Here is a 21,489-nt window from a genome sequence, read left to right on the forward strand (position 1 = left end):
AGGAGCCAGGCATGGCAGTGCAGACCGGACTCGGCGAGCCACGCGGACCGTGGTTCGTCTCGCCGGAGCTGGACCCGGACGGGCGCGGCCACCGGGACGTACCCGGGGGCGGGCCGGAGGCCGGGCGGCGGAGCATGCGGCACCGGCTGCTGAGCGTGGCGGCGGTGGTGGCGCTCTCCACCGTCTCCGGCGCGGCGGCCGGCACCTGGGCGGCCGACCGGGGCGCGCCCGGACCGACGGCCGCGTCCGCCGCGCCGGTGCCGGCCGAGCTGGTCACCGCCGCCGGCAAGACGGTGCCGGGGGTGGTGTCGGTGATGGTCGGGGGCCGCTCCGGCGCGTCCGCGTCCGGCTCCGGGTTCGCCATCGACAACGAGCAGCACATCGTCACAAACGACCACATCCTGGCCCGGGGCGGCGCCGGCGCGGTGACTGTGGAGACCTCGGACGGGCGGCGCTTCCCGGCCGAGGTGGTGGGCCGGGAACCGGCGAGCGACCTCGCAGTGCTGAAGGTGCCAGCGTCGGCCGGGTTGCCGCCGTTGCCGCTGGCAAAGGCGAACTCGACGCGGGTGGGGGAGCCGGTGCTCGCGGTCGGGTCGCCGCTCGGGCTCGCCGGGACGGTCACCGCCGGCATCGTCAGCGCGCTGAACCGGCAGGTACGGATCGGCAACGGCCGGCACACCGCGGTGCAGACCGACGCCTCGATCAACCCGGGTAACTCCGGTGGTCCGCTGGTGAACGCGCGCGGTGAGGTGGTCGGCGTGAACACCGCGATCGCCACCATCGACGGCAACGGCTCCATCGGTATCGGCTTCGCCATCCCGATCGACCAGGTCCAGCAGACCGCCGACACCATCATCGGCCGGGGCGGCTGAGCCACCGGCGCGGTCTCCCCGCGCGGGGTGCTCCGGCGTCCCGCGCGGCGCTGACCTGCACAAGCGCCGCAAGATCGGTGCGAACTGTCGGATATCCGGCGTGGGATCATTGGGGCATAGAAATATTACGCTGAGTATGGATACTGGCGGAGGTGGAGCAAGCTGTCATTGCGGCCCTCCTCGTGGTGGGCCTGATCATCGGCGCCGGTGTCGGCGCGTCCTACGCGCGCGCGAAACGCGGCTGGACGGATTACCAGACCATCCGGACCAGCGTCCCCGGCGCCCGGCGCAACGCCTGGCTCGCGATCCGGGGCGTGGTCGTCAAGCTCGCGGTGATCGCCCTGCTGCTCGTCGGTGCGGCCGCGTACGCGGCGTCCGGCGGCGGCGAGGAACGGGCCGGTCCCACGCCGAGCGCCACCCCCACCCCGAGTCACCGCGCCGGGCGCTAGCCTCGGGGAGTGGACGACGGACTGCGGGTCACCGATCGGCTCACGGTGCCCGCCGCCGAGCTGCGCGAACGGTTCTCCCGCTCGTCCGGCCCGGGCGGGCAGGGTGTGAACACCACCGACTCCCGGGTGGAGCTGAGCTTCGACCTGGGCGGCTCGCCGAGCGTGCCGGAGGCGCTGCGGGAACGCGCGCTCGCCCGGCTTGAGGGCCGTCTGGTCGGCGGCGTGCTCACCGTCACCGCCAGCGAGCACCGCGCCCAGCTGGCCAACCGGGAGGCGGCCCGCGAACGGATGGCCACGCTGCTGCGCGAGGCCGTCGCCCCGCCGCCGAAGGCGCGCCGCCCGACCCGCCCCTCCCGTGGCGCGAAGGAGCGCCGTCTGGCCGAGAAGAAGCGCCAGTCCCAGCGCAAACGCGACCGCCGGGTGGACGGCGACTGACCGAAAATCCGTTGAGCCGCCACGCGCGCCGCGCGGAGAATTCCGCCACGTGATCGACTTCTCCGTCAAGCCCACGCTCACCGGCGAGCTCGTCGTGCTGCGCCCGTTCCACGACGACGACCTGCCGGCGCTCGCCGAGATCCTGGCCGACCCGGAGGTGGCCCGGCTGACCGGCAGCCCGGCCGGCGAGACGTTCGAGCCGTCCCGGCTGCGCGCCTGGTACGGCACCCGCAACAGCCAGGACGACCGGCTCGACCTCGCCGTGGTGGACCGGGCCAGCGGCGCCTGCGTCGGCGAGGTGGTCCTCAACGAGTGGGACCGGACCAACGCCAGCTGCAACTTCCGCACGCTGATCGGCCCCGGCGGCCGCGACCGCGGCCTCGGCACCGAGGCGGTCCGGCTCATCGTCGGGTACGGCTTCGAGCAGCTCGGCCTGCACCGCATCGGCCTGGAGGTGTTCGCGTTCAACCCCCGTGCCCGGCGCGCCTACGAGAAGGTGGGCTTCGTCGCCGAGGGGATACTGCGGCAGGTGCTGCGCGACGGCGACGACTGGGTGGACGCCACAGTCATGTCGATCCTCGCCCCGGAGTGGAACCGGCACCGGGGGCACCCGGAGGGTTGAGCCGAAGGCGTCGAAGCGCTTCAATGCGTACGGGAGCTTCAGGGCCGTCACCGACCACCACGTCACAGTGACAGGAGTCCCTTCCGCATGTCCCGAAACCCCCTGCGCGCCGCGCTGACCGCGCTCGCCGCGCTGCTGCCGGTCCTCGCTCTCGGCCTCGCCCTCACCGCCACCACGCCCCCGGCCGCCGCGGCGGCCACCCCGGTCCGCGTCATGCCGCTGGGCGACTCCATCACCGGGTCGCCCGGCTGCTGGCGGGCGATGCTCTGGAACCGCCTCCAGTCCACCGGCCACGCCGACGTCGACTTCGTCGGCACGCTCGGGCCGCAGGGCTGCGGCGTGCCGTACGACGGCGACAACGAGGGCCACGGCGGCTACCTCGCGACGAACGTGGCGAACCAGAACCTGCTGCCCGGCTGGCTTGCCGCCACCCGCCCGGACGTCGTGCTCATGCACTTCGGCACCAACGACGTGTGGAGCAACATCGCGCCCGCCACGATCCTGGCCGCGTACTCGAAGCTGGTGGACCAGATGCGGGCCGCCAACCCGGCCACCACGGTGCTGGTCGCGAAGATCATCCCGATGAACCCGGCGAGCTGCCCCGAGTGCGGCCAGCGGACCGTGGCGCTCAACGCGCTGATCGACGGCTGGGCGGCCGGGAAGACCACAGCCGCCTCCCCGATCGTGGTGGTCGACCAGTGGACCGGGTTCAGCACCGCCACCGACACGTACGACGGCGTGCACCCGAACGCCGCCGGCGACCAGAAGATGTCCGACAGGTGGTACCCGGCGCTGGTCGCCGCGTTGGGCCGCACCACGCCCGGTCCGACCACGTCCCCGACCGTCAGCCCCACCTCGTCGCCCACCGTCAGCCCCTCACCGACGACCAGCCCTTCACCCACGACCAGCCCGTCACCCACCACCGGCCCGACGTCCGCGCCCGGCGGCTGCACCGCCACCTGGCGGGTCGCCGGTCAGTGGCCGGGCGGCTTCCAGGGGGAGGTGACAGTCCGCAACGACGGCGCCGCGCCGATCGCCGGCTGGACCGTGCGCTTCCCGCTCACCGCGGGCCAGCGGATCAGCCAGGCGTGGAGCGCCGACGTGACACAGAGCGGAACCACTGTGACCGCCCGGAACGCGAGCTGGAACGGCGCCCTGGCCCCGGCCGCCCAGACCACGTTCGGGTTCCTCGCCGACGGTGCCGTCCCGAGCCCGGCACCGGCAGTGAGCTGCGCCGCGAACTGATCCCGCGCCGGCCGGCCCCGCGCTCAGCGGCGGTCGGCCGGCACGGCCCGGTCCAGCGCGGCCAGCAGCCGGGCGCGCAACCCGGCGGCCCGCTCGGCGAACCCGCGCTGGGCCGTGGCGTACTCGGCCCGGCCCTCCGGCGTCTCCACCCGCACCGGCGGGTAACCCAGGTCGGCCAGGTCGTACGGGCTGGCCCGCATGTCCAGCGCCCGGATCTCCCGGGCCAGCGCGAAACAGTCCGCCACCAGTTCCGACGGCACCAGCGGCGACAGCTTGTACGCCCACTTGTAGAGATCCATGTTGGCGTGCAGGCAGCCCGGCTGCTCCAGCGCGTGCTGGCCCTCCCGGGTCGGCTGGAGCACGTTCAGCGGCCGGGCCGGCGCGGTGAAGAACCGGAACGCGTCGAAGTGGCTGCACCGCACGCCGCGCTCGGAGACCACAGCCGCCGTCTCCGCCGGGCTCAGCCGCAGCGGCCAGGCGTTGTGGCGTACCTGCTCCTGGGTCTGCCGGTAGACCATCGCCCACTCGTGCATACCGAAACAGCCGAACTGCGCCGGGCGTCCGGCGGTCGCCGCGAGCAGCGAACGGATCCAGGCGATCGACTCGGCGCGCCGCGCGCGTACCCGATCGGTGTCGAGGGTGAGCCCGGCGGCGCCCGCGGTGTAGTCCGGGCCGAAACCGGCCGGGTCGGCGTCGCGCAGCACCACGCCCGCGCCCGGGTGCCAGCGGCGCAACTGCGCCGGGCGGTGGGAGTAGTAGGTGAACAGGAAGTCCTCCACCGGGTGCTTCACCCCGGTGCGGCGGCGCTCCAGGTGCGGCGTCAGCCAGGCGTCCACCCGCGCCTCGTGGGCGTGCCGGCGCGCCTGCCAGTCGGCCAGGTCGAGCGCGGGGGCGAGGGCGGCGGTCACACACCCCAGGGTACGACCGCCGCCCGTGCCCGGATCACGCCACGTCCACCCGCACGCCCGCCGAGAAGACGCCGCTACGCAGCTCCAGCCGTTTCGGCGGCTCATCGCCGCGCATGGTGAACACCAGCGGCAGCAGCACCCGCCGCCCGGCGGCCACCGGCTGGGAGAAGACGTCCCGGCCCAGGTTCGCCACCCGGGTGGCGTCCTCGTCGGCGGCGACCCAGTTGCCGCTGGGCAGGTACGCCCGCTGCAACTGCCCGTGCCAGGTCTGGTCCTCGTTGGTGAGATTGCGCACCCCGACCGTGGCCAGGCACGGCCGGCCACCACCCGGCGCCGGCGGCAGGACGTCGGCGCCGCAGCTCAGCCGGTAGACGGTGAACTCGAACGCGGTCTCGCGCAGCGGCTGGCCCAGCGCGCCGGTGACGCTGCTGCCCACCCACGCGCCGCTCGTCGGCTGCTTGGTGGTGTCCATCGCGGCCACCCGCTGCGTGGCCGACCAGGCCGCCGCGCCGACCACACCGGCCAGCACAGCCGCCGCCACGCCGACCACGAGCCACACCGGCGGCCGGCGACGACGGCTCGCGGGCGACGGCACCGCCGTACGCGGATAGACGGTTCCGCGCTCGGCCGGCCCGCTGTGGCCCGGCACGCCGTGGCCCGCTCCGCCCTGGCCAGGGCCGGCCCGGCCGGGCTCGGCTCCGCCCGGCACGCCCGGGCCGGGCACGCCGCTTCCCGGGGCGCCGGTGTGCATGGCGCCGCCTCCGGGCGTACCGGAGGGAGTCGCGGCGCGTCCCGCCGCCGTGCGCCGGCGGCGGCGCCACACCGCCCACCACAGCACGCCGGCGGTGACCACCAGCAGCGCGGTGAACGCGGCGAGCAGCACCGGCGGCCGCCGCCAGGCCGGGGCGGCGGTGACCTGCGCCGCCGGGGCCGTCGCGGCGCCCACCCAGGTCGCCGTGGCGCAGTCGAACGGGCGCGTGCCGTCCGAGCCGTAGACGCAGGTGGGGGCCGTTACCGAGCGGCCCGGACCGGGGACCGACAGCGCGGTGTGCAGCGTGGTGGTGCTCTTCGCCGGCAGCCGCAGCCGCCAGGTCACCTCACCGGCGCTCATCCCGGCGGGCCGGCTGGCCCGGCCGCCGCCGGTCACCGTGGTGGCCCGCGACCCGTTCGGCAGCTCCTGCCGGACCATCGTGTCGACGGGCGAGGTGCCGGCGTTGCGGACCTCGATCCGGTAGCCCGGCGCCGGGGTGCCCGACGCGCCCACCGCCACGCTGACCGGGGGCATCGACGGCCGGACCGGTGCCGGGCCGGTGGTCGGCACCGCCGGGGGCACCGCCGGCACGCCGGTCGGGATCGGGGTGGCCGCGGCGCCGGGGATGACAGCCGGTGCCGGGGCCGGACGGGCGGGGGCGGCGGCCGCGCCGGGCGTCGCCGGGGACAGCGCCGGTACGGCGGCGATGACGCCGAGGCAGTTCACGAACACTGCCAGGGCCCTCTGGTGTCGTCTCGATGCAGGCATACCAACGAACCTCCGGACCCGAAGCTATGGGCCGGGGACCGCCGGGCGGGTACGAAGCCGCCATTCCTGCCCCGTCCGGCGCGATCGCGCGTACCCTGTCCGGCCCTTGCCGATCCGGTGCCGCCGGCGCCGGTGAGGGTGTGGCGCGCGGCGGCCGGGGCGTGCCGCCTGCCGGTGTCCGCCGGGCGGCCCGCGGGCGGGGATAGATTGGCCGGGTGCGTATCGCTCGTTTCGCTCATGCCAAGGGAATGTCGTTCGGGGTCGTCGAGGGCGAGCCGGAGGCCGGGCCGCAGGGCCTGACCATCGCCGAGATCGAAGGCCACCCGTTCGGGCAGATCCAGTTCTCCGGCGCCCGCTGGGCGCTCTCCGACGTCCGGCTGCTGTCGCCGATCCTGCCCAGCAAGGTGGTGTGTGTCGGCCGTAACTACGCCGAACACGCCTCCGAGCACGGCAGCGAGGTGCCGAAGGAGCCGCTGCTCTTCCTCAAGCCGTCCACCTCCGTGATCGGCCCGCGCGACGCCATCCGGCTGCCGATCTTCTCCAAGCAGGTCGAGCACGAGGCGGAACTCGCCGTGGTGATCGGCGCCCCCGGTGCCCGCCGCGCCGACCGGGCCGCCGCCGAACGGGCCATCTTCGGTTACACCTGCGCCAACGACGTCACCGCGCGGGACCTCCAGCGCTCCGACGGGCAGTGGACCCGCGCCAAGGGCTTCGACTCGTTCTGCCCGATCGGGCCGTGGATCACCACCGGGCTCGACGTCAGCGACCTGGAGATCCGGTGTGAGGTGGGCCGCAACCCGGAGGAGATGGAGGTACGCCAGCTCGGCCGGACCAAGGACATGGTGTTCGACGTACCGGGCCTGGTGTCGTACATCTCGCACGTGATGACGCTGCTGCCCGGCGACGTGGTCCTCACCGGCACGCCGGCGGGGGTTAGTCCGCTCACCGAGGGGGATACGGTCACCGTGCGGATCCAGGGGATCGGGGAGCTGAGCAACCCGGTGGTCCCTGTCGCCTGATCCGCTCCGATGCCTCGTTTCCGCTGGTCAGGTGGGTTTCGAGGGGTTGGATTTGGCCTGTCGGCACCGGGAGGGTAAAGTTCATTCCCGGCGCCGCAAGGGGCCAATGGGGTATGGGGTAATTGGCAGCCCGACTGATTCTGGTTCAGTTAGTCTAGGTTCGAGTCCTGGTACCCCAGCGCAACCGAGGGTTCGTGAGAGCCCTCGGACGCTGGATTCCGGCAGTTCACGCTGGCGGAGTGCAATGAAGGTTCTGGCCCCGTCGTCTAGCGGCCCAGGACGCCGCCCTCTCAAGGCGGTAGCGCCGGTTCGAATCCGGTCGGGGCTACAGCACCGACAGCCCGTCCCGTTCTCCGGGGCGGGCTTTCTGCTGTCCGGCGCACGTGTGCAGGGGGTGACCCCCCTCCGTGGTGCCGCGCGGGATGCCGCTAGACTACTGCCACACCGCCCGGCAGGGTGGTGAAGCACGAAAAGTGCCTGGCCCCGTCGTCTAGCGGCCCAGGACGCCGCCCTCTCAAGGCGGTAGCGCCGGTTCGAATCCGGTCGGGGCTACACCCACGAACGGCCCGTCTCGCCAAGCGAGGCGGGCCGTTCCGCGTCCCCGCCCCGCCCCGTTGATCATGAAGTTGGCGGCAGCCGGGGAGATCAAAAATGCCGCCAACTTCATGATCAACGCGGTAAGAGGGGCGGGGTCAGAGGCCGGAGAGGCGCTGGCCGGCTCGGACCACGGCCATGGCGTGGCGTTCGCCGGGGCGGCGGCCGAGGCGCTCGATCGGGCCGGAGATGCTGATCGCGGCGATCACCCGGCCGGTGCGGTCCCGGATCGGTGCCGAGACGCTCGCCACACCCGCCTCCCGCTCGGCGACGCTCTGCGCCCATCCGCGCCGCCGCACCTCGGCCAGCGTGCGGCCGGTGAACTTGGAGCGGGGGAGCAGCGGCATGACCGCCTCCGGGGGCTCCCAGGCGAGCAGGATCTGCGCCGCCGAGCCGGCGGTCATCGGCAGCACCGAGCCGACCGGGACGGTGTCCCGCAGGCCGCTGGCGCGCTCGGCGGCGGCCACGCAGATCCGCTCGTCGGCGCGGCGCAGGTAGAGCTGGGCGCTTTCGCCGGTGGCGTCCCGTAGCGCGGCGAGCAGCGGCTCGGCGGCGGTCAGGAGCACGTCCGGGGCCGCGTTCGCCAACTCGCCCAGGCGTGGACCCGGGCGCCAGCGCCCCTGGGTGTCCCGGACGAGCATCCGGTGGATCTCCAGCGCCTGTGCCAGCCGGTGCGCGGTGGCCCGGGGCAGCTTGGTGCGTTCAACGAGTTCGGCCAGGCTGGCGCCGTCGACACAGGCGGCCAGGATGACCACCGCCTTGTCGAGAACGCCGACACCGCTCATACTGTGTCCCACAAGCCGAAATTTACCTCCCAGAATTTAGGATGTCCAGATGGTGGGAGTCACTCAACCGAGGACCCTGGCCGAGAAGGTCTGGGACGCACACGTGGTCCGCTCCGCCGCCGGCGAGCCGGACCTGCTCTTCATCGACCTGCACCTGCTGCACGAGGTGACCAGCCCGCAGGCGTTCGACGGGCTGCGTCTGGCCGGGCGCGGGGTCCGCCGTACCGACCTGACGATCGCGACCGAGGACCACAACACCCCGACCGGGTACGACGACCCGGCGTTCCGCCTCCGGCGCGGCGACCTGCTCACGATCGCGGACCCCACCTCCCGCACCCAGATCGAGACGCTGCGCCGCAACTGCGCCGAGTTCGGCGTCCGCCTGCACCCGCTGGGCGACGAGAACCAGGGCATCGTGCACGTCATCGGCCCGCAGCTCGGCCTCACCCAGCCCGGCATGACGATCGTGTGCGGTGACTCGCACACCGCCACCCACGGCGCGTTCGGCGCGCTGGCGTTCGGCATCGGCACCAGTGAGGTCGAACACGTGCTGGCCACGCAGACGCTGCCGCAGGCCCGCCCGAAGACCATGTCCGTGAACGTGGTCGGCGAGCTGGCGCCCGGCGTCACCGCCAAGGACCTGGTGCTCGCGCTGATCGCGCAGGTCGGCACCGGCGGCGGGCGCGGGCACATCGTCGAGTACCGGGGCGAGGCGATCCGCGACCTCTCGATGGAGGGGCGGATGACGATCGCGAACATGTCGATCGAGTGGGGCGCCAAGGCCGGCATGATCGCGCCGGACGAGACCACGTTCGCGTACCTGAAGGGGCGGCCCAACGCCCCCCAGGGCGACGACTGGGACGCGGCGCTGGAGTACTGGCGGACGCTGCCCACCGACGAGGGCGCGACCTTCGACACCGAGGTCACCCTCGACGCGAGCCGGATCACGCCGTTCGTCACCTGGGGCACCAATCCCGGGCAGGGCGTGCCGCTGGGCGCCACCGTGCCGGACCCGGAGGACTTCGTCACCGAGCCGGAGCGGGTCGCCGCCCGCCGCGCGCTGGAGTACATGGACCTCACCCCGGGCACCCCGATGCGCGACCTCGCCGTGGACGTGGTGTTCGTCGGCTCCTGCACCAACGGCCGCCTGGAGGACCTGCGGGCCGCCGCCGAGGTGCTGCGCGGGCGCCGGGTCGCCGACGGCGTACGCATGCTCGTGGTCCCCGGCTCCGCCGCGGTCCGCGAGGCGGCCGAGATCGAGGGGCTGGACAAGGTCTTCACCGACGCGGGCGCCGAGTGGCGCTTCGCCGGCTGCTCCATGTGCCTGGGCATGAACCCGGACACGCTGAAGCCGGGTGAGCGCTCCGCCTCGACCTCCAACCGCAACTTCGAGGGCCGCCAGGGCCGGGGCGGGCGTACCCACCTGGTGTCCCCGCCGGTCGCCGCCGCCACCGCCGTGGTCGGCCGGCTGGCCGCCCCCGCCGATCTGTAAGAAGGGCAGCCGACTGATGGACAAGTTCACCACCCACACCGGCACGGCCGTGCCGCTGCGCCGATCCAACGTGGACACCGACCAGATCATCCCCGCCGTGTACCTCAAGCGGGTGACTCGGACCGGATTCGCCGACGGTCTGTTCAACGCGTGGCGGGAGGACCCGTCATTCGTCCTCAACGATCCCGTCCATTCAGGTGCGTCGATTCTGATCGCCGGCCCCGAGTTCGGCACCGGATCCTCGCGGGAGCACGCCGTCTGGGCGCTGCGGGACTGGGGCTTCCGGGCCGTCATCTCGCCTCGCTTCGGCGACATCTTCCGCGGCAACGCGCTCAAGGAAGGCCTCCTTCCGGTCGAGCTGGAATTGAAAGCCGTGGAAGAACTGTGGGATCTCGTGGAATCCGAGCCGACCACGCCGATCACTGTCGACCTCGCCGCCCGCCAGGTCCACGCCGGTGACGCCACCTGGGCGTTCCCGCTGGACGACCACAGCCGTTGGCGGCTGATGGAGGGCTTGGACGACATTGGACTCACCCTCCGGCACGAGTCCGAGATCAGCGCGTACGAGGCGGCCCGGCCGGCGTTCCTGCCCTCGATCGCCTGACCTCAAGCGCTATTCGCCCCCACCGGTGCATCCGGTGGGGGCGAATCCGTTACGACACAAGGGCTTTTTTCCACCGAATGTTTGTGTCCAGGCAGCACAGGGCATACCGTGCGCGCAGAATGGCTCGCGTCGAGTCAGTTGCACAATCGGGAGGAAGTCGTGAACAAGGCCGAGCTCATCGAGGCGCTCGCCGTTCGCCTGGGGGACCGGAAGACGGCGACGGCCGCGCTCGACGCGGTTCTCGCTGAGGTCCAGGCGGCGGTCACCAAGGGCGAGAAGGTGGCGATCACCGGTTTCGGAGCGTTCGAGAAGCGCGTCCGGGGAGCCCGAACAGCGCGCAATCCGCGGACCGGCGAGGCGGTGAAGGTCAAGAAGACCTCCGTCCCGACGTTCCGGGCGGGCGCGGGCTTCAAGGAGATGGTGGCCAGCGGCAAGGTGCCCAAGGACACCGCCGCCGCGAAGAAGACCACCGGTGCCGCCAAGGCCACCGGCGGCCGGACCACCGCTGCCGCCAAGAAGACCACGGCGGCGAAGGCCACCAAGGCCACCAAGACCACCGCTACAAAGAAGGCCGCGCCGGCGAAGAAGGCCGCCGCGACCAAGACCACGGCGGCGAAGAAGACGACCGCGGCGAAGTCCACCGCGGCGAAGAAGACCACCACCGCCAAGAAGACGACCGCGGCGAAGTCCGCCACGGCGAAGAAGACAACGGCGGCCAAGAAGGCGCCCGCGAAGAAGGCACCGGCCAAGAAGGCCGCCACCCGGCGCTGACCGGACGGTCCACGAAAGGGCGCCCACCGTTCGCGGTGGGCGCCCTTTCGCATGGGTACGTCGTTGACCGCCCGCCGTCGCGCCCCGCAGAATCGCCGTGCCGAAAACCCCCGTCGGTCACGAGAAGAGGCGCCCCGTGCGGCACCGTCACCTCTCCACCCTCACGCTCGCGCTCGGTGTCGCGGTCCTGCTGGACGTGCTCCGGGTCTGGCTCCCGTCGGTCATCACCCTGTTCGGCCGGGCCGCCGAGACGCCCGCCGAGCTGCTCGGCGCGTTCGCGCTCGGCTGGTTCGTGCTGGCGCTCGCCGCGCCCACACTCGTACGCCGCATCGGCGCCGCCCCGGTCGGACTCGCCGCGGGGGGTGTGCTGGCGGTCGCCCGGCTGGCGCTGACCGCGCAACCCGGCGGCCCGGCCCAGCTCTGGCTGGCCTGCGCCGGACTGCTCGCCGGCCTGATCTGGCTCGCCGCGATCGCCGCGTCGGTGCCGAGGCCGGTCGCCGGGCTGGCGCTCGGGCTGGCCGGGAACGCGGTCGGGCACGCCCTGCTCGGCACCGAGGACCTGGTGTGGCGCGGCGGTGTGCTCGCCTGGAGCCTGAGCGCCCTGCTGGTGCTGGCGTTCCTGGCCGCCTCGGTGGCGGTGCGGCGGGACCGGGCCGCCGCTCCGGTACGCGGCGACGCGGCGCGGACGGCCGCCCCGGCGACGGATGTGACGGACGGCGACGCCGGGCGGCGCGTGCCCAGCCCGGGCCGCCGGGCCTGGTTGCTGTGCGGTCCGGCGCTGTTGCTGGCCGGTCAGGTGGCGCTCGCCCCGGCGCTCTGGAGCGCCGCCGCCGGCACTGGGTCGCCTGATTTCCCCGGTCTCGTCCGCCCCGGAAACGGTGCCCTGCCGGGTGCGCTCGCGGTGCTGCTGTTCCTCGCGGCGGCGTTGTTCCGGGCACCGGCGCGCGTGGCGCGGGTGCTGTGGCCGCTGGCGCTGCTCGCCGGGTCGGTGCTGTTCGTGACCGGGCTGCTCGTCCCGGGGTACCTGCTCACCGCCGCCGGTCTCGGCGGCTGCCTGGCCCGCACCGACACGGCCGCCGACGACGGCCGGGCCGCCGCCACTGACGAACGAGGCGCGGACGACGGGCGGGTGGAGGCGCGGCGCGGGCGGGCGGCGGCGCTCGGGATGCTTGTGTTCGCGGTGGCCACGGTGGCCTACTACGCCGCCTACGACCTGGGGTACCCCAACGGCTGGGCGCCGGTCGCCACGGCCGTCCTGGTGGCTCTGGTGGCGGCTACCGCGCCCGTCCAGCCCGGCGCGGCCCCACCCGGCCCGATGCTGCCCACCACGGTCCGGGTCGCGGCCCTGGCGGGGCTCACCGCGCTGGCCGGGCTCGCCGCCGCGCTGCACGTACCGCCCGCGCCGGCCCGGGCCACGACCGCGCCGGCGGCGGTACGGGTGGCCGCGTACAACATCCGGATGGGGTTCGGCCTGGACGGGCGGCTGGACCTGGACGCGGTGGCGCGGGAGCTGCGCGGCGCGGACGTGGTGCTGCTCAGCGAGGTCGACCGGGGCTGGTGGCTCAACGGTGGCCACGACACGCTGGCGTTGCTGGCCGGGCGGCTGGGGATGCCGTACGTCTTCGGGCCCGCCGCCGACCCGGTCTGGGGCGACGCGGTGCTCAGCCGTTTCCCGATGCGGTCCGGGCAGACGCGGCGGCTGACCGCGCACGGCGCGCCGACCGGGGCGCAGGCCCTCGGCGTCACGCTCGACCTCGGCGGGCGGGAACTGGCGGTGGTCGCCACGCACCTGCAACCGCCGCCCGGCCGGGATCCGGTCGAGCAGGCGGGTGAGGTGGCCGAATTCGCCGGCCGGTACGCGAACGGCCGTCCACTGGTGCTCGGCGGTGACCTGAACACCGAGCCGGACGACCCGGCGTTCGCCGCGTTCACCCGCGCGGGGCTGGTGGACGCGCTGGCCGCGGCCCGGCCGCTGCGGACCAGCCCGGCCGACGATCCGCGCACCCAGATCGACCACGTCCTCACCTCGCCGGGGCTGACCGCCACCGAGGTACGCGCGCCGCGCACCGAGGCCAGCGACCACCTCCCGGTGACGCTCACCGTCACGCTGCCCTGAACCGCCTCACAGGCGGTCGGGGAGGACCAACCGGTCACCGGCGAACGGCAGCAGCCAGCCGCCGCCCTTGTCGGTGGTGAAGTCCTCGTCCACGCGGCCGGTGAGCCGTTCCAGCGCGCCCGGGATCACCTTGCCCTGGCTGCACACCGCCACCGTCCCGGCGGCCTGCGCCAGCGCGACGAGCCGGGCCGCGGCGGCGAGTGCGCACTCCTCGACCTGCTGGCCCGGCGCCGGCTCGTCGAAGTCGCCGCAGACCTCGATCGGCAGGTCCAGCCGGGCCGCCGCCGGGTCCAGCGTCTGCACGCAACGCCGGGCCGAGGCGGAGAACAGGCGGGCCGGACGGACCAGCGCGACGAGCGGGACCAGCGCCCGCGCCTGCGCCCATCCCTCGTCGTCGAGCGGGCGGCCGTGGTCCGGGCCGGTCCAGGTGCCGCGCTTGCCGGCGTGCGCGTGCCGGAGCAGCAGCACCGTCGCGGTGACCGGCGGCAGCGCCGCGAACGCGGCGATCACCTCGGCGTCGTGCGGGTAGCTGACCCGGCGTACCGCGTCGTCGACCGGGAACCAGGCCACGTCGTCGACCTCGGTGCCGGGCTGGAAACCGCCGGTGCCGGCCGCCCGCATGGACCAGTAGTCGACCGCCTTGGCGAGACCCTCGCTGCGGTAGCGGACGGTGGGCAGGCGGACCTGCGGCACGGCGCGGACGTCCGATTCCTCGGCCACCTCGCGAACGGCGGCCACGAGCGGGTGCTCGCCACGGTCGAGCTTGCCCTTCGGCAGCGACCAGTCGCCGTACCGGGGGCGGTGCACCAGGCAGACCTCGACGCCGGCCGGACCCGGGCGCCACACCACGCCACCGGCGGCCCGGATCCGTACCGGTTCGTCGTCGCTCACCCGCTCACCGTATGCCCGCCCGGCACGCGCCACGGCCCGGTCAGTCCGCCCGGCCGCCGACCCGGCGCAGCAACAGATCCTGGAGGTGGGTCAGCGGCACGTCGCCGTCCCCGGTACGCCGGTGCCAGGTGCCGTCGGCGGCCAGCTCGAACGCGTCCACGTCCGGGTCGAACGCGGCGGTGAGGACGTGGTCCAGTTCGGCCCGTGCCACCGGGTCGCTCACCTGCACCAGCGCCTCGACCCGGCGGTCCAGGTTGCGGTGCATCAGGTCGGCCGAGCCCATCCAGAACTCGGCGTCGCCGTTGTTGCCGAACCGGAAGATCCGGGAGTGTTCCAGGAACCGGCCGAGGATCGAGCGGACCCGGATGTTCTCCGACAGCCCCGGCACGCCCGGCCGCAGCGTGCACATGCCGCGGATCAGCAGGTCCACGTGCACGCCGGCCCGCGACGCCCGGTAGAGCGCGTCGGTGATCTCCTCGTCCACCAGGGAGTTCACCTTGAACTGCACGAGCCCCGGCATGCCCAGCCGGACGTGTTCGATCTCCCTGTCGATGCGTTCGATCAGGCCGCTGCGGATGCCCTGCGGCGCCACCAGCAGCCGCCGGAACGCGGTCTGCCGGCTGTAGCCGGTGAGCACGTTGAACAGGTCGGTCAGGTCGGCGCCGATCTCCGGGTCGGCGGTGAGCATGCCGAAGTCCTCGTAGAGCCGGGCTGTCTTCGGGTGGTAGTTGCCGGTGCCGATGTGGCAGTAGCGGCGGATCTGGTTGCCCTCCTGGCGTACCACCAGCGCGGTCTTGCAGTGCGTCTTGAGCCCCACCAGGCCGTACACCACGTGGCAGCCGGCCCGTTCCAGCGTGCGGGCCCAGCCGATGTTCGCCACCTCGTCGAAGCGCGCCTTCAGCTCCACCAGCACCACCACCTGCTTGCCGGCGGCGGCCGCATCGACGAGCGCGTCCACGATCGGGGAGTCGCCGCTGGTGCGGTAGAGCGTCTGCTTGATGGCGAGCACGTTCGGGTCGGCCGCCGCCTGTTCGACGAAGCGCTGCACGCTCGTCGCGAACGAGTGGTACGGGTGGTGCACCAGCACGTCGCCGTCGCGCAGCGTGGCGAAGACGCTGCGCGGCACCTCACCCTCGGCCAGCCGCGGATGGGTGGCCGGCACGAACGACGGGTCCTTCAGGTCGGGCCGGTCCGCCTCGCCGTACACCTGCCACAGCGCGGACAGGTCGAGCAGGCCACGGACCCGCAGCACGTCGTGGCCGTCCATGTCCAGCTCACGGACCAGCAGCTCCAGCATGTGGTCGGAGATGGACGCGGCGACCTCCAGGCGTACCGGCGGGCCGAACCGGCGCCGGGCCAGCTCCCGTTCCAGCGCCTGGAGCAGGTCCTCGTCTCGGTCCTCGTCCACCTCCACCTCGGCGTTGCGGGTCACCCGGAACAGGTGGCACTCGACCACCTGCATGCCGGAGAACAGCTGGCCGAGGTGCACCGAGATGAGGTCCTCGACCGGCAGGAACCGCACGCCCGGCTGGTCGCGGTGCACCCGGACGAACCGGGGCACGTTGTTCGGCACCTTGACCCGGGCGAACAGCTCCGAGCCGCCGTCCGGGTCGCGTACCGACACGGCCAGGTTCAGTGACCGGCCGGAGATGTACGGGAACGGGTGCGCCGGGTCGACCGCCAGCGGGGTGAGCACCGGGAAGATGTGCTCCCGGAACCAGGTGCGCAGCCGCTCCCGCTCGGCGTCGTCCAGGTCGCTCCAGCGCAGTATGCGGATGTCCTCGGCGGCGAGCTTCGGCAGCACGTCGTCGACCAGGCAGGCGGCGTGCCGGGCGACCAGGCCCGCTGCCTTCTCGGTGATCAGGTCGAGCTGGGTGCGCAGCGGCAGCCGGTCGCCGCCGCGTACCGGCAGGCCGGCGGAGAGCCGCCGCTTCAACCCGGCGACCCGGACCATGTAGAACTCGTCCAGGTTGCTGGCGAAGATGGCCAGGAACTTCGCCCGTTCCAGCAGCGGGGTACGCGGATCCTCGGCGAGCGCCAGCACCCGGGCGTTGAAGTCGAGCCAGGACAGCTCCCGGTTGAGGAACCGGTCCTCCGGCAGCGGCGGTACGGCCGGCGGGGCGGCGTCCGCGGCGGTCTCGCCGGCCGGGCCGGGGCCCTCCACCGGGTCGAGCGGCTCGTCCAGGCCGGTCGCGCCGGCCGCGTCCGGGTCGGCGCCGAGACGCTCCTCCGGGGGCCGGGTCTGGCGGAACCGCCCGTCCGGGCCGCGGGTGGGGCGGCCGTTGCGGGGCGTGCCGGGGTCGAGGATCGGCGGCGGGCCGTCGGGGTGCTCGCGAGGGGTGCTCACCACCTCATGATTCCCCGACAAGGGTGAACGGAAAATGAACTCGGGCCAGGTTGTTCACGCCATCGTCGGCAAGGTCACCCGGACCACCTCGCCGTCGGCGTCCCGCTCGATCCGGACACGCTGCCCCAATCGGAGCAGCCGCAGCCCGGAGGCGTCGAACGCGCGGGCCGGGAACGCCAGCTCGGTACCGTCGTCGAGCAGCAGCACGCCACTGCGGGTCGACGCGTCGTAGGTGGCCACCGTCCCCTGCATGCCAGCACCGTACCGGACCGCCCCGGCGACCCGGGCCAGCAGCGCGGCGGTGCGCGGCCCCACGCCCAGCCCGGCGGCGTCGGCCAGGTCCGCCGGGGTGTCCACGTCCCGGCGCAGGCTGGGCCACTCCCCGGCGAGCGGCAGCGCCCCGCTCGCCGCGTGCGCCGCGGCCGAGCCGGGCCCGAACCGCGGCGACAGCGCCGCGCCGGCCGGCGCGGCGAGCAGCACCGTGCCTCCCCCCGGGGCATCAGCCACGAACCCGCGTACCCGCTGGGTGGCCCGCAGCGCGGAGGCCAGGTCGGCCGGTCGCAGCGCGGGCAGGTCGGCGGTCAGGCAGGCCACCGCGGCGCGCGGCCCGACGACCGCCGCGCCGTGCCGGAACGCCGCGTTGAGGCCGCCGCCGGGGTCGCCGGCGACGTCGGCGCCCGTCGCGCCGGCCGCCGCCGCCACCAGCGGGTCGTCGGTGACCACGAGCACCAGGGCCACCGCCGGGCACGCCCGCACCGCGCGCAGCGTGTCGGCCGCCAGGGCCAGTGCCAGCTCCTCATGGGGTACGCCGGGCAGCGCGCCCCGCAGACGGCTCTTCGCCGCCGGCAGGCGCTTCACCGGCATCACCACGGTCCAGCGGGCCTCAGACACGCCGACCATCCTGCCAGCGGGGCCGCCGGTACCCGCACTGGCCGCAGCGGGGGCGAACAGGCATGATTCTGTGCCGGGGCGCGTGGGCGGATCGAGGAGGCACTGTGGCACGGCGCAGGCTGGGGTTCTGGCGACGGCTCGCCGTGGTGCTGGTGAAGCCGCTGATGACGGTCTGGACCCGGCGCACCTGGCGGGGCATGGAGCACCTGCGCGGCGACGGCGGCGTGATCCTCGTGCCGAACCACATCTCGCACGCCGACCCGCTCGTGGTCGCGCACTACGTCTACGACGCCGGGCGCTGGCCGCGCTTCCTCGGCAAGGCCAGCGTGTTCCGGGTGCCGGTGGTCGGCTGGATCCTGCACCGCTGCCAGCAGATCCCGGTCGAGCGGGGCACCGTCGAAGCGGTCAAGTCGCTGGACAAGCTGGTCGCCGCGCTGGCCGAGGGAGGCGCGGTGGTGATCTACCCGGAGGGCACCACCACCCGGGAGCCGGACCTGTGGCCGATGAAGGGCAAGACCGGCGCGGCCCGGCTGGCGCTGGCCACCGGCGCCCCGGTGGTCCCGATCGCGATGGTCGGCCCGGAACGGATGTTCGACCCGCGTACGGCCCGGTTCGGGCTGCGCCCGCGTACCCCGGTGACGGTGATCGCCGGGCCGCCGGTGGACCTGAGCCGCTGGGCCGGCGCCACGCCGACCCGGCCGATCCTGGAGGAGATGACGGACACCATCATGCTGCGCATCCGGGATCTGGTCGCGGAGATCCGCGGCGGCACACCACCGCCGCTCTGGCAGCGGCCCGCCCGCACCGGCACCCGGGAGGTCACCGAATGAGCGGGCACGTCGCCGTGCTGGGCGCCGGTTCCTGGGGGACCGCGTTCGCCAAGATCCTCGCCGACGCCGGGCGGGACGTGACGGTCCTGGCCCGCCGGGCCGCCGTCGCCGAGGCGATCCGGACCGGGCGGCACAACCCGGAGTACCTGCCGGGGATCCGCCTGCCCGAGCGGGTGACCGCCACCGGTGACGCCGCCGAGGCGATCGAGGGAGCCGAGGTGGTGGTGCTCTCGGTGCCCTCGCAGACGCTGCGCGGCAACCTCGCCGACTGGACGCCGTACCTGGCGCCGGACGCCACGCTCGTGTCGCTGATGAAGGGCATCGAGCTGGGCACCACCAAGCGGATGAGCCAGGTGATCACCGAGACCGCCGGGGTGCCCGCCGACCGGGTGGTGGTCGTCTCCGGGCCCAACCTGGCCCCGGAGATCGCCGCCGAACAGCCGGCCGCCACAGTGGTCGCGGGCACCGACAGCCGTCGCACCGCGCTGGTGCAGGCGTCCATCCGCACGCCGTACTTCCGCCCCTACACGAACGACGACGTGATCGGCTGCGAGCTGGGCGGCGCGGTGAAGAACGTGATCGCGCTGGCGTACGGCATCGCCACCGCGATGGGCTTCGGCGACAACACCCGCGCCATGCTGATGACCCGCGGCCTGGCCGAGACCGCCCGGCTGGGCGTGGCGCTCGGCGCCGACCCGATCACGTTCGCCGGGCTGGCCGGCATGGGTGACCTGGTCGCCTCCTGCTCGTCGCCGATGGCCCGCAACCGCACCTTCGGCGAGCACCTGGGCCGGGGCGAGACGCTGGAGCAGGCCCAGGCGGCCACCCGGCAGACCGCCGAGGGCGTCAAGAGCTGCCTGGCCATCCGCGACCTGGCCCGGGCGCACGGCGTCGAGATGCCGATCACCGAGCAGATCGAGCGGATCTGCCACGAGGGGATGGATCCGCGCCTGGCGGTGGACGCGCTGATGAGCCGTACCGCCAAGCCTGAGTCGTACGAGTGAACGGAGCGGGGATGAGCAGCGAGCACTGGGGTGACGGCACGCGCAGCGTGCACGCCGGCCTGCCGGACGCGGTACCCGGGCAGCCGTTCCTGCCCGGCCCGGTCTTCGCCGCGCCGTACCACCTGGACCCGGAGCGCGGCCCGTCGGCGGCGGTGGACGGGTACGGGCGGCCCGACAACCCGACCCGGCGGCTGCTGGAGACCGCGATCGGTGAGCTGGAGGGCGGCGACTGCCGGGTCTTCGCCAGCGGCCAGGCCGCCATCACCGGGCTGCTGCTGACGGTGCTGCGTCCCGGCGACACCGTGCTGCTGCCCGCCGACGGCTACTACTCGGTGCGCTCCTTCGCCTCCGGCGCGCTGGAGCAGCTCGGGGTACGTGTGGTGCTCGTGCCCACGGCCGGGCCGTACCCGTCGTTCGACGGTGTCCGGCTGGTGCTGCTGGAGACCCCGGCGAACCCCGGCCTGGATGTCGTCGACGTCGCGGCGGTGGCCGCCGCCGCGCACGCCGCGGGAGCGCTGGTGGCGGTGGACAACACCACCGCCACGCCGCTCGGCCAGCGCCCGCTGGACCTCGGCGCGGACGTGGTGGTCGCCTCCGGCACGAAGGCGCTGACCGGCCACTCGGACCTGCTGCTCGGCTACCTGGCGACACGGGACGCCGGGCTGCGGGACGCGGCGACCACCTGGCGCAACACCACCGGCGGTGTGCCCGGCGCGTTCGACTGCTGGCTGGCCCACCGGTCGCTGGCCACGCTCGACCTGCGGCTGGCCCGGCAGACCGCGAACGCGCGGGCGCTGGCCGACCTGCTCGCGGACCGCCCGGACGTCACCGGCCTGCGCTGGCCCGGACGGCCGGACGATCCGGCGTACCCGGTCGCGTCGGCCCAGATGCGGCGCGTACCGGGTGTGCTCTCGTTCGACCTGGATGACGAGCGCCGGGTGGCCCGGTTCCTCGCCGCCTCCCGCCTGGTGGCCGCCGCCACCTCGTTCGGTGGCCTGCACAGCACCGCCGACCGGCGGGCCCAGTGGGGCGACGACACGACGCCGGGCTTCGTGCGGTTCTCCTGCGGCGTCGAGGACACCGCCGACCTGCTCGCCGACGTGACGGCGGCGCTGGACGCGGCGGGCTGACGCCGTATCGGCCGCTGGGCTAAGGTGACGGGCAGCCACGGCCCGTGCGGCCCCGACCCGAGGAGGTGAGTCCGATCCACGAGCAGAGGACCGGCGCTCCCTCCGAGTCCGCGTCGCTTCGGGGCTGAGGCGACGCCGGGGGCGCCGACGAGCGCTTCCCGAAAGGCTTGCCATGGCATCCACCGTGTTCACCCCCGACCGCCCGGCCCTCGTCCGGCGGCTGCGCGCCGCCGGTTGCGTCTTCGCCGAGGACGAGGCGGACCTGCTGATCGCCGCCGCCGACTCGGCGCAGTCGCTGACCCGGCTGGCCGACCGTCGCGTCGCCGGCCTGCCGCTGGAGCACCTGCTCGGCTGGGCCGAGTTCTGCGGCCGGCGCATCGCCGTCCACCCGGGGGTCTTCGTGCCGCGCGGCCGGACCGCCCTGCTCGTCGACACCGCGACGGCGCTGGCCGGGCCGGCGCCCGCGGTGCTCGACCTGTGCTGCGGCTCCGGCGCCGCCGCCGTGGTGCTGCACGAGCGGCTGACGCCGCGCTGGCTGGCCGCCGCCGACATCGATCCGGTGGCGGTGGCCTGCGCCCGGCGCAACCTCGAACCACTGGGCGTCCCGGTCTACCAGGGCGACCTGTTCGACGCGCTGCCGGCCGGCCGGCGCGGGACGCTGGACCTGGTAGTGGCGAACGCGCCGTACGTGCCGACCGCCGCGGTGGCCTCGCTGCCGGCCGAGGCACGCCTGTACGAGGCGCCGGTGGCGCTGGACGGCGGCACCGACGGCCTGGCCGTGCTGCGCCGGGTCGCCTCCGGCGCGGCGCAGTGGCTCGCCCCGGGCGGGCACGTCGTGGTCGAGGTGAGCGTCGCGCAGGCCCCGGAGCTGTGCGCCGTGTTCACCGCCGCCGGGCTGCAACCGGCGGTGGTCCGCGACGAGGAACGCGAGGCGACAGCGGTGACCGCCCGCCGTCCCGGCTGAC

The 21,489-nt window shown here is 74.2% G+C and carries 19 protein-coding genes, 3 tRNA genes and 1 pseudogene; 17 read left to right on the top strand and 6 right to left on the bottom strand.

Annotated features, from left to right (window positions below; genetic code table 11):
* Positions 1–11: 11 nt before the first annotated feature.
* From O7611_RS04720 to O7611_RS04740, 5 genes are all read left to right on the top strand, one after another.
* Positions 12–872, top strand: a complete 861-nt coding sequence (locus tag O7611_RS04720) for a S1C family serine protease (protein WP_120571224.1) — start codon at positions 12–14, stop codon at positions 870–872.
* 152 nt (positions 873–1,024) lie between these two features.
* Positions 1,025–1,321: a hypothetical protein gene (locus O7611_RS04725; RefSeq protein ID WP_013284522.1), complete on the top strand. Its 297-nt coding sequence runs from the start codon at positions 1,025–1,027 to the stop codon at positions 1,319–1,321.
* 9 nt (positions 1,322–1,330) lie between these two features.
* Complete coding sequence (gene arfB, locus O7611_RS04730) at positions 1,331–1,756, top strand: alternative ribosome rescue aminoacyl-tRNA hydrolase ArfB (RefSeq protein WP_194799667.1); 426 nt, start codon at positions 1,331–1,333, stop codon at positions 1,754–1,756.
* A gap of 49 nt (positions 1,757–1,805) precedes the next feature.
* Positions 1,806–2,378: a GNAT family N-acetyltransferase gene (locus O7611_RS04735; RefSeq protein WP_194799668.1), complete on the top strand. Its 573-nt coding sequence runs from the start codon at positions 1,806–1,808 to the stop codon at positions 2,376–2,378.
* 87 nt (positions 2,379–2,465) lie between these two features.
* Complete coding sequence (locus O7611_RS04740) at positions 2,466–3,623, top strand: cellulose binding domain-containing protein (protein ID WP_194799669.1); 1,158 nt, start codon at positions 2,466–2,468, stop codon at positions 3,621–3,623.
* A 23-nt stretch (positions 3,624–3,646) separates the two neighbouring features.
* Here the strand turns inward: O7611_RS04740 and O7611_RS04745 are convergent, their stop codons facing one another.
* Complete coding sequence (locus tag O7611_RS04745) at positions 3,647–4,531, bottom strand: 3-methyladenine DNA glycosylase (protein ID WP_269696277.1); 885 nt, start codon at positions 4,529–4,531, stop codon at positions 3,647–3,649.
* Positions 4,532–4,565: 34 nt separating this feature from the next.
* Positions 4,566–6,050: a hypothetical protein gene (locus O7611_RS04750; RefSeq protein ID WP_194799671.1), complete on the bottom strand. Its 1,485-nt coding sequence runs from the start codon at positions 6,048–6,050 to the stop codon at positions 4,566–4,568.
* 215 nt (positions 6,051–6,265) lie between these two features.
* On the opposite strand from O7611_RS04750, the gene O7611_RS04755 reads away from it, so the two are divergent.
* The 4 genes from O7611_RS04755 to O7611_RS04770 all read left to right on the top strand — a co-directional run bounded on the left by O7611_RS04755 (position 6,266) and on the right by O7611_RS04770 (position 7,621).
* Positions 6,266–7,069, top strand: a complete 804-nt coding sequence (locus tag O7611_RS04755; RefSeq protein ID WP_194799672.1) for a fumarylacetoacetate hydrolase family protein — start codon at positions 6,266–6,268, stop codon at positions 7,067–7,069.
* 107 nt (positions 7,070–7,176) lie between these two features.
* Positions 7,177–7,248: transfer RNA gene (locus O7611_RS04760), tRNA-Gln, on the top strand.
* 76 nt (positions 7,249–7,324) lie between these two features.
* A tRNA-Glu gene (locus tag O7611_RS04765) sits at positions 7,325–7,397 on the top strand.
* 151 nt (positions 7,398–7,548) lie between these two features.
* A tRNA-Glu gene (locus O7611_RS04770) sits at positions 7,549–7,621 on the top strand.
* Between the two features lie 140 nt (positions 7,622–7,761).
* Here O7611_RS04770 and O7611_RS04775 read toward each other — a convergent pair.
* Positions 7,762–8,448, bottom strand: coding sequence for an IclR family transcriptional regulator (locus tag O7611_RS04775; RefSeq protein ID WP_013284529.1), 687 nt, complete (start codon positions 8,446–8,448; stop codon positions 7,762–7,764).
* 49 nt (positions 8,449–8,497) lie between these two features.
* Here O7611_RS04775 and leuC point away from each other — a divergent pair, with 49 nt between their 5' ends.
* The 4 genes from leuC to O7611_RS04795 all read left to right on the top strand — a co-directional run bounded on the left by leuC (position 8,498) and on the right by O7611_RS04795 (position 13,431).
* Positions 8,498–9,940, top strand: coding sequence for a 3-isopropylmalate dehydratase large subunit (gene leuC / locus O7611_RS04780; protein WP_194799673.1), 1,443 nt, complete (start codon positions 8,498–8,500; stop codon positions 9,938–9,940).
* 16 nt (positions 9,941–9,956) lie between these two features.
* Positions 9,957–10,544 (top strand): 3-isopropylmalate dehydratase small subunit, encoded by a 588-nt coding sequence (leuD, locus tag O7611_RS04785; protein WP_194799674.1) that lies wholly within the window; start codon positions 9,957–9,959, stop codon positions 10,542–10,544.
* A gap of 159 nt (positions 10,545–10,703) precedes the next feature.
* Entirely contained in the window at positions 10,704–11,315 is a 612-nt protein-coding gene (locus tag O7611_RS04790; RefSeq protein WP_135243714.1) for an HU family DNA-binding protein, read from the top strand.
* 136 nt (positions 11,316–11,451) lie between these two features.
* Positions 11,452–13,431 (top strand): endonuclease/exonuclease/phosphatase family protein, encoded by a 1,980-nt coding sequence (locus O7611_RS04795; protein ID WP_269696279.1) that lies wholly within the window; start codon positions 11,452–11,454, stop codon positions 13,429–13,431.
* A gap of 6 nt (positions 13,432–13,437) precedes the next feature.
* On the opposite strand, the gene O7611_RS04800 is transcribed toward O7611_RS04795, so the two are convergent.
* The 3 genes and pseudogenes from O7611_RS04800 to cofC all read right to left on the bottom strand — a co-directional run.
* Positions 13,438–14,355 carry an NUDIX hydrolase gene (locus O7611_RS04800; protein WP_194799676.1) on the bottom strand — a complete coding sequence of 306 codons (918 nt, stop codon included), beginning with the start codon at positions 14,353–14,355 and terminating at the stop codon, positions 13,438–13,440.
* Between the two features lie 7 nt (positions 14,356–14,362).
* Positions 14,363–16,669, bottom strand: a complete 2,307-nt coding sequence (locus tag O7611_RS04805) for an RNA degradosome polyphosphate kinase (RefSeq protein WP_370584876.1) — start codon at positions 16,667–16,669, stop codon at positions 14,363–14,365.
* Positions 16,670–16,945: 276 nt separating this feature from the next.
* Positions 16,946–17,569, bottom strand: a pseudogene (gene cofC, locus O7611_RS04815) (2-phospho-L-lactate guanylyltransferase); the annotation flags it as partial.
* A 95-nt stretch (positions 17,570–17,664) separates the two neighbouring features.
* Here cofC and O7611_RS04820 point away from each other — a divergent pair.
* From O7611_RS04820 to O7611_RS04835, 4 genes are all read left to right on the top strand, one after another.
* Positions 17,665–18,390: a lysophospholipid acyltransferase family protein gene (locus O7611_RS04820; protein WP_194799679.1), complete on the top strand. Its 726-nt coding sequence runs from the start codon at positions 17,665–17,667 to the stop codon at positions 18,388–18,390.
* Positions 18,387–19,394, top strand: a complete 1,008-nt coding sequence (locus O7611_RS04825) for an NAD(P)H-dependent glycerol-3-phosphate dehydrogenase (protein ID WP_013284538.1) — start codon at positions 18,387–18,389, stop codon at positions 19,392–19,394. Before O7611_RS04820 ends, O7611_RS04825 begins: the two co-directional genes overlap by 4 nt.
* 11 nt (positions 19,395–19,405) lie before the next feature.
* Positions 19,406–20,524, top strand: a complete 1,119-nt coding sequence (locus O7611_RS04830) for a cystathionine gamma-lyase (protein ID WP_194799680.1) — start codon at positions 19,406–19,408, stop codon at positions 20,522–20,524.
* Positions 20,525–20,696: 172 nt separating this feature from the next.
* Entirely contained in the window at positions 20,697–21,488 is a 792-nt protein-coding gene (locus tag O7611_RS04835; protein ID WP_194799681.1) for a putative protein N(5)-glutamine methyltransferase, read from the top strand.
* Position 21,489: the final 1 nt, after the last annotated feature.

Source organism: Micromonospora sp. WMMC273 (assembly GCF_027460285.1).
GTDB lineage: Bacteria > Actinomycetota > Actinomycetes > Mycobacteriales > Micromonosporaceae > Micromonospora > Micromonospora aurantiaca.

Coding starts and splice junctions, on each gene's coding strand:
- O7611_RS04830 (WP_194799680.1), top strand. CDS start 19,406: ATGAGCAGCGAGCACTGGGGTGACGGCACGCGCAGCGTGCACGCCGGC.
- O7611_RS04750 (WP_194799671.1), bottom strand. CDS start 6,050: ATGCCTGCATCGAGACGACACCAGAGGGCCCTGGCAGTGTTCGTGAAC.
- O7611_RS04835 (WP_194799681.1), top strand. CDS start 20,697: ATGGCATCCACCGTGTTCACCCCCGACCGCCCGGCCCTCGTCCGGCGG.
- O7611_RS04825 (WP_013284538.1), top strand. CDS start 18,387: ATGAGCGGGCACGTCGCCGTGCTGGGCGCCGGTTCCTGGGGGACCGCG.
- leuC (WP_194799673.1), top strand. CDS start 8,498: ATGGTGGGAGTCACTCAACCGAGGACCCTGGCCGAGAAGGTCTGGGAC.
- O7611_RS04775 (WP_013284529.1), bottom strand. CDS start 8,448: ATGAGCGGTGTCGGCGTTCTCGACAAGGCGGTGGTCATCCTGGCCGCC.
- O7611_RS04720 (WP_120571224.1), top strand. CDS start 12: ATGGCAGTGCAGACCGGACTCGGCGAGCCACGCGGACCGTGGTTCGTC.
- leuD (WP_194799674.1), top strand. CDS start 9,957: ATGGACAAGTTCACCACCCACACCGGCACGGCCGTGCCGCTGCGCCGA.
- O7611_RS04740 (WP_194799669.1), top strand. CDS start 2,466: ATGTCCCGAAACCCCCTGCGCGCCGCGCTGACCGCGCTCGCCGCGCTG.